Source organism: Paenibacillus sp. FSL R7-0048 (assembly GCF_038004505.1).
GTDB classification, from domain to species: Bacteria; Bacillota; Bacilli; order Paenibacillales; family Paenibacillaceae; genus Paenibacillus_AQ; species Paenibacillus_AQ odorifer.
Genome location: NZ_JBBORF010000001.1, coordinates 4,329,667 through 4,343,454, shown reverse-complemented (window position 1 = coordinate 4,343,454; position 13,788 = coordinate 4,329,667). Strand labels below are relative to the sequence as shown.

The 13,788-nt window shown below is 45.6% G+C and carries 13 protein-coding genes; all 13 read left to right on the top strand.

The window, feature by feature from the left end:
* The first annotated feature begins 13 nt into the window (after positions 1 to 13).
* The 13 genes from rbfA (at position 14) to dapA (ending at position 13,537) form a co-directional block, all read left to right on the top strand.
* Positions 14 to 361, top strand: coding sequence for a 30S ribosome-binding factor RbfA (gene rbfA, locus NSQ91_RS19305; RefSeq protein WP_076127845.1), 348 nt, complete (start codon positions 14 to 16; stop codon positions 359 to 361).
* A gap of 72 nt (positions 362 to 433) precedes the next feature.
* Positions 434 to 1,411 (top strand): DHH family phosphoesterase, encoded by a 978-nt coding sequence (locus NSQ91_RS19300; RefSeq protein ID WP_076106341.1) that lies wholly within the window; start codon positions 434 to 436, stop codon positions 1,409 to 1,411.
* Positions 1,408 to 2,322, top strand: coding sequence for a tRNA pseudouridine(55) synthase TruB (gene truB / locus NSQ91_RS19295; protein WP_076127847.1), 915 nt, complete (start codon positions 1,408 to 1,410; stop codon positions 2,320 to 2,322). Before NSQ91_RS19300 ends, truB begins: the two co-directional genes overlap by 4 nt.
* A 37-nt stretch (positions 2,323 to 2,359) precedes the next feature.
* The gene (locus NSQ91_RS19290) at positions 2,360 to 3,307 is read left to right on the top strand and encodes a bifunctional riboflavin kinase/FAD synthetase (RefSeq protein ID WP_076127848.1); all 948 of its coding nucleotides are present in this window, start codon (positions 2,360 to 2,362) and stop codon (positions 3,305 to 3,307) included.
* A 148-nt stretch (positions 3,308 to 3,455) separates the two neighbouring features.
* Complete coding sequence (gene rpsO / locus NSQ91_RS19285; RefSeq protein ID WP_036656390.1) at positions 3,456 to 3,725, top strand: 30S ribosomal protein S15; 270 nt, start codon at positions 3,456 to 3,458, stop codon at positions 3,723 to 3,725.
* A 293-nt stretch (positions 3,726 to 4,018) separates the two neighbouring features.
* Complete coding sequence (gene pnp / locus NSQ91_RS19280) at positions 4,019 to 6,121, top strand: polyribonucleotide nucleotidyltransferase (RefSeq protein ID WP_076127850.1); 2,103 nt, start codon at positions 4,019 to 4,021, stop codon at positions 6,119 to 6,121.
* Between the two features lie 235 nt (positions 6,122 to 6,356).
* The gene (locus NSQ91_RS19275) at positions 6,357 to 7,340 is read left to right on the top strand and encodes a polysaccharide deacetylase family protein (RefSeq protein WP_076182607.1); all 984 of its coding nucleotides are present in this window, start codon (positions 6,357 to 6,359) and stop codon (positions 7,338 to 7,340) included.
* Positions 7,341 to 7,418: 78 nt separating this feature from the next.
* Positions 7,419 to 8,687, top strand: coding sequence for a M16 family metallopeptidase (locus NSQ91_RS19270; protein WP_036688449.1), 1,269 nt, complete (start codon positions 7,419 to 7,421; stop codon positions 8,685 to 8,687).
* Positions 8,662 to 9,108: a dUTP diphosphatase gene (gene dut / locus NSQ91_RS19265; RefSeq protein WP_172628834.1), complete on the top strand. Its 447-nt coding sequence runs from the start codon at positions 8,662 to 8,664 to the stop codon at positions 9,106 to 9,108. Before NSQ91_RS19270 ends, dut begins: the two co-directional genes overlap by 26 nt.
* 558 nt (positions 9,109 to 9,666) lie before the next feature.
* Positions 9,667 to 10,563: a dipicolinate synthase subunit DpsA gene (dpsA, locus tag NSQ91_RS19260; protein ID WP_076182605.1), complete on the top strand. Its 897-nt coding sequence runs from the start codon at positions 9,667 to 9,669 to the stop codon at positions 10,561 to 10,563.
* Position 10,564: 1 nt separating this feature from the next.
* On the top strand, positions 10,565 to 11,161 hold the full coding sequence (locus tag NSQ91_RS19255) for a dipicolinate synthase subunit B (RefSeq protein WP_036688443.1): 597 nt from the start codon (positions 10,565 to 10,567) through the stop codon (positions 11,159 to 11,161).
* Between the two features lie 260 nt (positions 11,162 to 11,421).
* On the top strand, positions 11,422 to 12,645 hold the full coding sequence (dapG, locus tag NSQ91_RS19250) for an aspartate kinase (RefSeq protein ID WP_036688442.1): 1,224 nt from the start codon (positions 11,422 to 11,424) through the stop codon (positions 12,643 to 12,645).
* Positions 12,646 to 12,661: 16 nt separating this feature from the next.
* Positions 12,662 to 13,537, top strand: coding sequence for a 4-hydroxy-tetrahydrodipicolinate synthase (gene dapA / locus NSQ91_RS19245; RefSeq protein ID WP_076304471.1), 876 nt, complete (start codon positions 12,662 to 12,664; stop codon positions 13,535 to 13,537).
* Positions 13,538 to 13,788 lie beyond the last annotated feature (251 nt).

Here is a 13,788-nt window from a genome sequence, read left to right as displayed (position 1 = left end):
GAGGTGAATATAGATGTCTAAAATTAGAGCAGGACGAGTGGGCGAGCAGATCAAGAAAGAGCTTAGTCAACTTATCCAAAGCGGTCTGAAAGACCCTCGAATCGGTTTTGTAACTGTAACTGGCGTAGACGTGACTAACGATCTATCGCAAGCCAAGGTATACCTAAGCGTGTTCGGGGATGAAGAGCAGAAGTCAGACTCGCTTAAAGCGATTGAGAAAGCCAATGGTTTTCTTCGCTCAGAGCTTGGCAAGGCCATTCGCCTTCGGCATACACCGGAGCTGATCTTCAAGTTCGACGAATCTGTCGCTTATGGCAGTCATATTGAGAAGCTTCTTGGAGAGCTTCATAAGAACGATTAGAAATAAGTGATTAAAGTGGGGTTCAAAATAGCGTTATGCTATTTTGAACAACCTTTAAAAAGGAGACGGCGAATGCAGAGCTATGAACAAAGTCTCCAGCAGACCCGTGAGTTTCTGCTGGAACACGACGATTACCTTGTAGTGTCGCATGTTCAGCCGGACGGAGATGCAGTCAGCTCCACCCTTGCGGTGGGCTGGCTTCTCTCATGTCTGGGCAAAAAATATACTATGCTGAATGAAGGACCGATCCCGAAGCGAATGGAATACCTATGGCATTCGGATGAAATCATCAATATGGCCTCTAGTGAACCGCCCCGTCAATACAGCAACGTCATCTGTGTGGATTGTGCGGATTTTCAGCGAGTAGGGCTGACAAATCGCTATTTTGCGAATGAGGCTCTTATCCTGAACATTGATCACCATCCAACAAATAACGGTTATGGATTCGTTAATTTAATCAAACCGGATGCAGCTGCGACAGCGGAAATTTTGTTCGACCTGCTGAAGACATTCGAGATCGAATGGGATATTGATATCGCCACAGCTATATATACGGGTCTGTTAACAGATACCGGTGGTTTTCGTTATACCAACACATCACCAAAAGTAATGGCAGCTGTATCTGAGCTATTATCCCTTGGGGTTAACGGTCCTGAACTCGCTGAGACATTGCTTGAAGAAATGACGCTGCCACAGGTTAAAATATTAAATAAAGCCTTAAATACGCTGGAATTATCTCCTGAAGGAGATATTGCCTGGCTATATGTTACACCCGAGCATATGATCGAATGTGCTGCTGCTAATGAAGATTTGGAAGGAATCGTAAACTACCCTCGTAATATTCGGGGCGTGGAAGTAGGCATTCTTTTTAAAGTTATTCACGAACATGCGGTCAAGGTTAGCCTGCGTTCTGCCGGTAAAGTTGACGTGGCTGCATTGGCGCAAACGTTTGGAGGCGGCGGTCATACCCGTGCTGCAGGTGCGCGTATAGAAGCTACGCTTGAAGAGGCAATAGCTCAGGTGCTTGAGGAGGTAAGACGTCATTTATGAGTGAATTAGAAGGTGTTCTGGCGGTTTATAAACCGGCAGGCTTCACTTCACATGATGTTGTAGCCAAGGCACGTCGGATTCTCGGCATGAAACGAATTGGTCATACGGGGACACTAGATCCCCAAGTGACTGGTGTATTGCCGCTTTGTCTGGGACGTGCGACTCGCGTTGTGGAGTATATTCAGGAGCTGCCCAAAGAATATGTGGCAACACTGAGACTGGGGATGTCCAGTGATACTGAAGACTTAACTGGAACCATTACGGAAACTGTTGATGAGGTTCATGTAACTGAGGAAGAGATTCTTGCAGTACTTGCCTCTTTCAAAGGCGTAATTTCTCAGGTTCCTCCCATGTACTCTGCGGTGAAAGTCGACGGCAAACGTCTTTATGAATTGGCTAGAGAAGGCAAAACCGTTGAACGGAAAAGTCGCGAAGTAGAGATTTATGAAATCGAAATGACGGATATGACTTGGGAAGGTAATCATCCCGACATCACTTTCCGGGTATTATGCTCCAAAGGCACGTATATTCGTACACTTTGTGTAGATATCGGTCGTGCGCTTGGACTGCCGGGTGTAATGGTGAAGCTGGAGAGAACAATGTCGGCAGGAATTTCTGCCAGCCATTGTTTATCCCTTGAGGATATTGCCGCGCACAAGGAAGCCGGAACATTGGAAGATCATTTAATCGCTGCTGATGAGGCAATTTCGCATTTGCCTAAGCATACCGTTATGGATGAGAAGAAGAAGGCAGCACTGCAAGGGCAACGTTTGTCTTCGCGGTTCATTGCTCCAGAAGTGAAGACAACAGGTCAAATTCGGCTATACGATCTTCAGGGATTGTTTCTTGGCATTTATGAGCTGGAAGAGACAGGTGCTATTGCCCCAGTAAAGGTGTTTGCACAAGCTTAAATCAATTTTACCAAGTGAATTGTAGGTGAGAAACAGCGTGAGAACCGTAACGTTAACCTATCCGATGTCGCCGGAGACTGCTGCCGAATGGGCACAACCTCAAGTGGCTGCTCTAGGGCAGTTTGACGGCCTGCATCGTGGACATGCCAGCGTCATTACATCCGCTGTAGCCTTAGCCCGTAAACAAGGTGTGCCGGCTGCAGTCCTTACATTTCATCCTCATCCCAAAGATGTTATGGGTAAGGGAGATTATGAAGGGTACTTGACGCCACCCTTTGAAAAGCAAGAGATTCTTGCCAGCATGGGTGTCGATATCCTGTATGTTGTTGAATTTAATGAGCAGCTTTCCCGGGTTAGTCCACAGAATTTTGTCTCTGTTATGCTTTTACCGCTACATATTGTAACAGCAGTTGTTGGCTTTGACTTTCGCTTTGGCTACCAAGGTGAAGGCGATGTTGAGATGCTTCGCAAACTGGGTGAAGGTGTTATGAATGTGGAAGTTGCTCCTCCTTTTCTGCTTGAAGGTGAAAAGGTTAGCAGCTCCGGCATTCGTAAAAGTCTCCAAAATGGAGATCTGGGGCTGGCAAACTCCTGGTTCGGACGTTGCTATCATCTGCGTGGTGAAGTGGGGCATGGTGAGAAGAGAGGCCGCACAATTGGTTTTCCAACTGCCAATTTGAAGCTCAGTGATCATTTTGTCATTCCGACCAAAGGTGTATATGCGGTCCGAGTCTTTTATAAGGATAAAGTTCTGTACGGGGTTATGAATGTGGGTGTTAAACCAACCTTTCATGAGGGTGTGTTAACTCCGAGCTTTGAGGTTCATCTTTTTGACTTCGAGGGTGACCTGTATGATCAAGAGCTTAAGGTAGAATTGGTAGCTTACATTCGTCCAGAACGGAAGTTTGACTCCATTGGAGCATTGATTACTCAGATTGGCGAGGATGCAGAAACCGCGAAGAAGATTCTGGAGTATAATTTATAGTCATCCCGGACAAGCCGTTTACTTTTGTTAATGGAGATGCTATACTAAGTAACGTTGCTGGCTTACAGCATCATAACCTTAGCTTGGTTGCACGTTCTCACCGACGGTGACGAGGCTAGTGGCGATTATATTGAAGGAGGTGAACAGGATGGCATTAACTCAAGAACGTAAACATCAATTGATCGACGAGCACAAAACTCACGAATCCGATACTGGATCCCCTGAGGTGCAAGTTGCTATCCTAACGGAGAACATCGTTAATTTGACTGACCACTTGCGTACGCACAAGAAAGATCATCACTCCCGTCGTGGATTGTTGAAAATGGTTGGACAACGTCGTAAACTTCTGGCGTATTTGAAAAACAAAGACATCAGACGTTACAGCGCCCTGATCGAAAGACTGGGATTGCGTCGTTAATTTTCCATAAGATTACTCTTAAAGCAGCCTGGTTGTATACCGTATGTCCTTCTCGGAGCGACAGCGGGACAGCTGGGTTGCTTTTTGAAAATTTAGGGAAAACTTAATATTAGGATCGATGAGATTATTCGCAAAAACGGCGACTTTACTTTTCAGTAAGGCCCAGCCGTTTCTTCTTATATGCATACAGAATAGGCAGCCTCCCTTTGGGACAAGCCTTTCCAATTCATTTAGATCGATATGTGAACCTGCTATTTTAGACTGCGGGTCTACTACTATTCAAGGAGGTATTTATGGAAAAACGTGTAGAAATGCAGCTGGGTGGAAGACGCCTTGTGCTGGAAACGGGCCGCCTGGCTAAACAAGCAAACGCAGCCGTTATGGTGCGTTACGGGGATACTTCGGTATTATGTACCGTTACGGCTTCAAAAGAGCCTAAGGATCTGGATTTTTTCCCGCTTACAGTTAACTATGAGGAAAGATTATATGCGGTAGGTAAAATTCCTGGCGGATTTATTAAACGGGAAGGTAGACCGAGTGAGAAAGCGATTCTGTCAAGCCGTTTGACAGACCGTCCAATCAGACCACTATTCCCTGAAGGATTCCGTAACGATGTTCAGGTATTGAACATGGTAATGAGTGTGGATCAGGACTGCGCACCAGATATTGCTGCTATGATCGGTACTTCAGCTGCACTTAGTATTTCCGATGTGCCTTTTGATGGACCCATCGGCGGCGTTGCTGTAGGTCGGATTAATGGAGAGTTTGTGATCAATCCGGATATGTCTCAGCAAGCAATCAGTGATGTTTATGTGGTGGTTGCTGGAACGAAGGATGCAATCATGATGGTTGAAGCAGAAGCGAACGAAGTGACGGAAGATGTGATGCTCGAAGCGATTATGTTCGGTCATGATGAAATCCGCAAGATCGTTGCAACCATTGAAGAACTGGTTAAAGTGGCTGGTAAAGAAAAAATGGCTGTGAAGCTGCATACAGTGAATGCTGACGTGAATACTGAGGTCCGTGCATTTGCTGAGGCTCGTCTGGTGGAAGCCGTTAAAATAGCTGAAAAACATGCGCGTCAGGAAGCGATTGATGTCGTTAATGATGAAGCGGTTGCGTATTTCGTAGAGAAGTACATAGAAGCACCGGAGCTTCTGAAAGATGTTAAAGAAGTCCTACATGATATCGTGAAGGATGAAGTAAGACGTCTAATCACACATGATAAGGTTCGTCCAGATGGACGTAAACTTGATGAAATCCGTCCGATTGAATGTGATACAAGTCTGTTACCGCGTACACACGGTTCCGGTCTGTTTACACGTGGACAAACACAAATCCTTAGCGTTTGTACTCTTGGGGCACTAGGTGATGTGCAAATTCTTGACGGAATCGATCCTACTGAAACGAAACGTTTCATGCACCATTACAACTTCCCGCCGTTCAGCGTAGGGGAAGCTCGTCCGCTTAGAGCACCAGGACGCCGTGAAATCGGTCATGGAGCACTTGGAGAACGTGCATTATCCAAGGTTATTCCTAGTGAAACTGAATTCCCGTACACGATTCGTCTAGTATCAGAAGCGATTGAATCTAACGGTTCTACTTCCCAGGCAAGTATCTGTGCCAGCATTCTGGCTATGATGGACGCTGGTGTGCCAATCAAAGCACCTGTAGCCGGCGTAGCAATGGGTCTGATCAAAGACGGAGAGCATGTCTCCATCCTGACGGATATTCAAGGTATGGAAGATCATCTCGGAGATATGGACTTCAAGGTAGCTGGTACAGCAGAAGGTGTTACAGCTATTCAAATGGACATTAAGATTGCCGGTATCGATCGCAAAATTCTTCAGGATGCACTTCAGCAGGCTAAAGAAGGCCGTCTGTTCATCTTGGACAAAATGAATGAAGCGATCTCTGCGCCAAGACCTAATCTGTCCAAATATGCTCCAAAAATCATTATTATCAACATCAATCCGGACAAAATCCGTGATGTTATCGGTGCTGGTGGTAAGATTATCAATAAAATTATTGAAGAAACCGGCGTGAAAATCGACATCGAACAAGATGGCCGTGTCTTTATCGGTTCTTCAGATGAAGAAATGATCCAAAAGGCGCGTTCGATTATCGAAGGACTTGTGCGTGAAGTACAAGTTGGAGAAATCTATGTGGGTACAGTTAGACGTATTGAGAAATTTGGAGCATTTGTTGAACTAATTCCGGGTAAAGACGGATTGGTACACATTTCCCAATTGTCTACTGAGCGCGTAGCTAAGGTTGAAGATGTTGTAGCTGTCGGGGATACAATTACCGTTAAAGTTACCGAAATCGACCAACAAGGCCGGGTTAACCTGTCGCGTAAAGCGGTATTGACTTCGGAAACTGGAGCTAAAGCTTAAGTTTCGATTGTAGAGGTACCTTTTCTAAAGTACCTAATAGCATAATAAAAGGAGACAGAAGCGATTGCGTTCTGGCTCTTTTTTTATATGAAATAAAGTAATGTGCATCACTATCACGCCTCTGGCCTCTGTTCTTATGACATAAATTCCTCTCTTGTCTCATAGATTGGGACAAAGTGTCTTTGTATTCGTGTGGAACGGACTACAAGTCGTTTCTACCGGGGAGGAAGTCGTCATGAAGACGGAAAAAGTGGCTTTAGTGGTTGCTTGTATTGCGATCGTGATAGGAATTGGCAGCACTCAGGGACCGGTAAAGGACATGCTTGCGCAATTGAAGCCGCAGGATGACCTAGCTGTGTGGAAGGATATTTCTAAGGCGGAGAACAATGATCTTCGGGCACGGATTGAGACCGCCGCAGCCAAGCTTAATGCCCCTCCAGTGAATGCTGTGGTTGATCGGGTATGGAAGGCGATTCCGGGTTATAACGGGCTTGAAATTGATGTAGAGAGTACATATCGGAATGCTCTTTTGGCACCAAAAGAACCTATAAAATTTGTGTATCGGCAGATCGAACCACAGATATCCCTGAATCAACTGGGAGCTGAACCCATATATCGTGGGAATCCGGCTAAGCCGATGGTATCGCTGATGATTAATGTGGCGTGGGGAAATGAGTACATTGTGCCAATGTTGGATGTTTTGGATGAAGAGAACGTTAAAGTTACGTTTTTTCTGGATGGGAGCTGGCTGAGTAAAAACCCGGAACTGGCTAAAGAAATGCTAAAACGCGGTCATGAGATGGAGAATCACGCTTATACCCACCCTAATATGAGTACTTTAAGTCGTGCACGAGCTACTGTAGAAATTGAGAAGACACAAAAGCTGTTGAAGGAATCGCTTGGAGTCACTAATAAATGGTTCGCCCCCCCTTCTGGTGATTTCGATCAGGAGACGGTAGAAATTGCAGGCAGCTTAGGGCTCAAAACCGTACTATGGACCGTAGATACCGTAGATTGGCGAAATCCGTCTCCTGAATCTGTGGTTGCCAAAATCACAAGCAAAGCGGAACCGGGCACTCTAGTCCTAATGCATCCCACAGCCGCATCCTCCAAAGCTCTGAAGGCCATGATACGTGGAATCAAAGCAAAAGGGTTACAGCTAGGCACAGTTAGTCAAACACTCTCAGCAGAGCGGCTAATCCCCTCTAATGTTGAGTGAGAGATGTATTTCTGGTAGGATTATAGGCACGTGTAATTAAATTAGATAGAACATGGCTATTAGCCAGGAGGACTTGAAGTGGAAAAAATAGTGTTATCCAATGGTTTACGAGTGGTAATGGAGAAAATCCCGACCGGCCGGTCCGTTTCTTTCGGAATCTGGGTAAAGACAGGCTCTCGGAATGAACATCCTGGAAACAACGGGATATCCCATTTTGTAGAACATATGCTTTTTAAAGGTACGGATCGGTACAGCGCCAAGGATATTGCTGAGCAGTTTGACGCCATCGGCGGCAATGTAAATGCGTTTACCTCAAAGGAATATACATGTTATTATGCTAAAGTATTGGATGAGCATCTGCCTATCGCTGTAGATGTGTTAGCGGATATGTTCTTCCGTTCACGGATGGACGCTGAAGAGCTGGAGAAAGAAAAGAATGTTATCCTTGAGGAAATTTCCATGTGCGAGGACACGCCGGATGATCTTGTGCATGATTTGATGTGTGCTGCTGCCTACAAGGACCATCCGCTTGCGTATTCCATCCTTGGCTTGAAGGAACGGCTAATGGAGATGAAGCCGGATGATCTTCGGGCGTATATGAAGGAACAATACACGATTGAGAATACGGTTATAAGCGTTGCCGGCAACATTAGTGATGGATTGATTGAACTGCTGGAACAGCATTTTGGTTCTTTTGATAATCATGGTACAAGTGCTCCGCTGACTCCACCAGATTACTATGGAGAGCTCTTATTTCACCGCAAGAAAACAGAGCAGAATCACATCTGTCTTTCCTTACCAGGTGTCCGTTCTGGCGATCCCCTGCAGTACGCTATGGTGCTGATTAATAATGCCGTAGGCGGAGGGATGAGCTCCCGCATGTTCCAGGAAATTCGTGAAAAGCGCGGATTAGCTTATTCGGTGTATTCCTATCACAGCTCCCAGGCAGATTCTGGTCTGTTTACGGTCTATGCTGGAACAGCGCCCAAGCAAACAAAGGATGTCATGGAGTTAATCAAGGAAATGATGTACGAACTTGCTACCAACGGCCTCAGTGAAGATGAGCTGAGAAAAGGTAAGGAGCAGCTTAAAGGCAGCCTCATCCTTAGTCTCGAAAGCACTAGCAGCCGAATGAATCGTATCGGAAAAAATGAACTTATGCTCGGAAGACATAATACATTGGACGATATGATCGCCAAAATTCAGCTAGTGACAATGGACAATATCAACAGTGTACTGGACCATATGTTCGCGGAGCCGCTTTCTTTAGCGATGGTAGGCTCATCAGATAAAGCTATTGCAAATGTTAGGAGAGATGATCTTGTCTTATTACGTACAAATCAATAAACTTGCTGGAAACGAGGATGTAAATCTTCCTTGTAAAATGTCGGAGCAAGCTTCCGGTTATGATCTTTATGCTGCCGTTGCGGGTGAAATTGTACTTGCACCAGGAGAGCGGGCATTAATTCCAACAGGGATTTCACTGGCTATGCCAGAGGGGCTTGAAGCGCAGATCCGTCCGCGTAGTGGACTGGCCTTGAAGCACGGGATTACCTGCTTGAATACACCTGGAACTATAGACGCCGATTACCGCGGAGAGATCAAAGTGCTCTTGATCAATCTGGGGCAGGAGCCTTTTGCTATCGCTCGCAATGAGCGGATTGCCCAAATGGTATTTCAAGCCGTTCCAGTGGTTAATTTGGTGGAAGTGGAAGAGTTGTCCGAAACACAACGCGGAGCCGGAGGCTTTGGCCATACTGGCAAGTAAGATTGTTGTTACAATTCATTTAAAAAGCTTACGAATTCATGCCCAAGGCATGATTCGTGAGCTTTTTTTGATATGCAGAGTTAATTATCCAAAACTTTAATTTCTTCGATTGTTATGCAACTAACTCCGATTCCCCCATCGAATAAACTCAGCATTTTCATTGGCGCTCTGCCACTACTCTAACCCTACCGTCAAAGTAAAGACGAAGCCCCTATCGGACCCCAGTGCTCTTATTTATAACAATTCTGCTTAATTCGGCTGTTTTCGGACCCTAGTGTCACTATTTGATCAATAACACCTGTTAACGAACCTATTTACATCGAATAAGAGCTCTCCAGTCCGAAACTCCTCCTAAAAGGCAAAAAATACACAAATAGTTGCATCTCGGTCCTTAACTCATCAGCCGTAACCCGTAACCCGTAACCCGTAACCCGTAACCCATTAGTTCATCATCAGCCTTGCGTGCCGGGGATTTCATTTCCGCTCTTCACCCATTAACTATGCCCAGCATAAGATGCTTTATAGTCGATAGTGTATGTTGAAAGGAGCGTCATCCCTATGCTTACTGGCGTCAGGATCGTGTTCCTGGGCGGGGACGCGAGACAGCTTGAAGTGATTCGGAAATGTGTGGAATTGGATGCGACGGTAAGCGCTGCCGGGTTCGATAAGTGGGAGGCCCCTAGCCCAGGGGTGAGCCTGGAACAATTGACGGTAGAGCTGCTGAGTAATGCAGATGTATTAGTGTTGCCTACGGTAGGCTGTGATGATGAAGGAAATATTAGTGCTCTATTTTCTTCTGAGCGTTTAACGATTCTGGAGGAGCATTTCACTGCGCTGCCATCCGATTGTTTAGTGTATACCGGGATGGCTAAAAGTTACTTGCGCGGGATGTGTACCAAGCACTCACTGAAGTTAATCGAACTGCTTAATCGTGATGATGTGGCTATTTACAACTCTATCCCGACAGCGGAGGGAGCGCTGGTAATGGCCATTCAGAACACGGATTTTACAATTCACAGCTCGAAGTCAATGGTGCTGGGTTTAGGTAGAACTGGATTTACAATGGCTCGAAGTCTACAGGGACTGGGGGCCAGTGTAAAGGTTGGTGTCAGAAAACAAGAACATTATGCACGTGCTGAGGAAATGGGCTGGAAGCCTTTTATGACCAATGAGCTGCTGCTTCACGTACCGGATGTGGATCTTATATTTAACACGATACCAAGTATGATCATCACCGCGCAGGTGCTCTCGCGGCTTGCGCCGCATTGCGTAATTATTGATCTGGCATCTGCACCAGGCGGCTGTGACTTTCGTTATGCTGAGAAACGTGGGATTAAGGCGATGCTGGCTCCAGGACTCCCTGGCATTGTAGCTCCAAAAAGCGCTGGGATTATTATGGCAAATGCGCTGGTACAGTCGATTTCGGACGAGGCTTTAATCAAGGGGGACGAATAAAATGGATTGGCACGGAAAAACAGTAGGGTATGCGATCACTGGATCTCATTGCACTTTTGCTGAGGTAATGCCACAAATTCAGCGCTTCGTAGACGGGGGAGCAAACGTAGTACCTATAGTTTCTGCCTCTGTACTAGGAACAGACACCCGCTTTGGGACATCGCAAAATTGGTTAAAACAGTTGAAAGATATAACAGGGAATGATATCATTTCTACAATTGTTGAAGCGGAGCCGCTGGGTCCTTCCAAGCTGCTGGATGTGCTGACAATAGCACCTTGCACAGGAAATACAACGAGTAAACTGGCTAATGCCATGACGGATAGTCCCGTGCTAATGGCAGCTAAATCACAGATGCGCAACGGACGTCCACTAGTTCTAGCGATATCTACAAATGATGGATTGGGCCTAAATGCCGCAAATATTGCTAAGCTTCTGGTGGCTAAACATATTTATTTTGTACCATTCGGTCAAGATAACCCTGAGGGTAAACCTAACTCGCTCGTGGCACGCATGGATCTTATCCCGGAAGCTTGCTATGCCGCTTTGCAAGGTAAACAACTACAGCCGATGATCATCGAACGGTTTCATTCAGCATAGAAAATTGACAGAGCTCGGCTGATTTTGTTGTGGACAATAAAAGGGGAGATGCACCAAATGAGCAATGAGAAGTGCCAAGATAACGTAGTGGAACCAGCTAAGTTCATTGCTATCAAAAAAATATAAGCAGTATTGCTACCGTCCTCAGGTTCGAGGGCGGTACAGCTATTTAACAACTTACTTAACGAATAAGCTCACGTACCGTAATCTTTTCACGAATGATTAGTGTGTTTGCTTTGATAATAATGGGGGAATTATACATGGGTATTCTGGTACAAAAATTCGGAGGAACATCGCTATCCACACCGCAAGCTAGAGAACACGTAATCCGCAATGTCAAAAGGGAGCTGGCAAGTGGCTATAGTCTTGTAATTGTTGTATCGGCTATGGGCCGTCGTGGAGAGCCTTACGCAACTGACACTTTGCTGGATTGGGCTGTGCAGAACGGAGATGCACTTCCAGACCGGGAAAAAGATCTCTTGATGTGCTGTGGCGAAATTATTTCAGCTACTACTCTATGTGGGCTGCTGGAGAATGAAGGCATCGCTTCTACAGTGTTAACGGGAGCTCAGGCAGGATTTCTGACAGACAGCAACTACGGTAATGCCAGAATTCTGGATGTGCGTCCGGAACGCATTCTCCGTGAGCTGCGTGAGGATAAGGTAGTTATTGTTACCGGGTTCCAGGGCCAGACTGAGGCGGGTGATTTGACAACTTTAGGCCGTGGCGGCAGTGATACCTCTGCTACAGCACTGGGTGCTGCTCTTCATGCTGATATGGTGGATATTTATACGGATGTTAACGGAATTCTTACAGCAGATCCACGGATCGTTGAAGATGCTAAGCCATTAACTTACGTTAGTTATACTGAAATTTGCAATATGGCTCATCAGGGAGCAAAAGTCATTCATCCACGTGCGGTTGAGATTGCTATGCAGGCACAGATCCCAGTTCGTGTTCGTTCAACCTTTTCAGAAGCTGAAGGTACGTTGGTTACGAATCCAGAAGGATTTAACGATATCCAAGCAGGGGGAATTGTGGATCGATTCGTTACAGGGATTGCTTATGTCAGCAATGTTACACAGATTTCTGTGGAATGCCCGGACGGTAACGGAACCGGAGTGCAGCTGCAAATCTTTAAGAGTATGGCAGATAACGGGATAAGCGTTGATTTTATTAATGTAACACCTACGGAAGCTCTTTATACGGTTTTTGATGACAAATCAGAGAAGGCTATTTCTGCTCTACAGCAGCTGGGTTTGCGACCTAAGAGTTTGTCGGGTTGTGCCAAAGTTTCTGTTATCGGGGGCGGAATTAATGGTGTGCCTGGTATTATGGCGCGCATTGTTGAGGCGCTTAGCTCGCAAAACATTCAAATTCTACAATCCGCGGATTCGAATACAACGATATGGGTGCTTGTGAAAAAAGAAGATATGGTGCAGTCCCTGCGTTCGCTGCATGCTATGTTTGAATTGCACCGCTGACAAGGAGGAATTCAAAGTGGATTTCGGAAGATTAATAACAGCCATGGTAACCCCTTTTGATGGGGGTGGAGAAATCAACTGGGATGTAACTTCACAGCTTGTCGATTATTTAATTGAGGTACAGAAATCAGAGGCTTTGGTTGTCTGCGGAACGACAGGGGAATCGCCTACGTTAAGCGATGAGGAAAAGCTGCAGCTGTTTTCTTTTGTGCTGGAAAAGGCGAATGGACGTTGTAAAGTTATTGCTGGAACTGGCAGCAATAACACGAAACATTCCATTCATCTGACGAAGGAAGCGGAGAAAATAGGCGTAGATGGAGTGCTTTTGGTCGTTCCTTATTATAATAAACCGAATCAGGAAGGTCTTTATCAGCATTTTTCCACGATTGCTTCAGAGACTTCATTACCAGTGATTCTATATAATGTTCCAGGTCGAACAGGTGTAAGTATGAGCGTGGCCACTACCCTGCGACTTGCTGAGATTCCGAACATCGTTGCTACGAAAGAATGCGCGTCTGTAGATCAGGTAACACTTATTGCCTCTGCTTGTTCAGATGATTTCCGTGTATATACGGGTGATGATGCCTCAGGTCTTGCCAGTCTGGCTGTCGGTGGATACGGAATTATAAGTGTATCTAGCCATGTGGTTGGTGCGCAGATGTCAGAAATGATTTACGCTTATACCTCCGGCAATGTTCAGCTTGCTGGAGAGATTCATCGCCAGCTGTTCCCGATTTTTAAAGGAATGTTTGAATGCCCACAACCGCTGCCCAATCCTTCAGCTGTAAAATATGCTTTAGGACTCAAGGGGATCCCTGTGGGCGGAGTCAGATTGCCGCTTATTTCGCCAACGGAAGCGGAAGCGGCTTTTATTGAAGCACTTTTTCACTAAGAATTAATCATTGCTGATGTACGTTCTAAACCGGCTACTCTATTGAGGGAGCCGGTTTTTGCATTTATATTTTTTTTCTGAAATATTGAGGCGAATTTAAGGAAAGAATTTGGATACGAGGCGGATGACTTGTCTTTTGCCAAAAAAATCATGTATAATGATCTTAAGTGACTGGGTGCGGTTAAAATTAAATATGCGGTAATCTTCCGTCAATGTAATACATTGTGAGACAGGATAGGTCCCAAGATGAG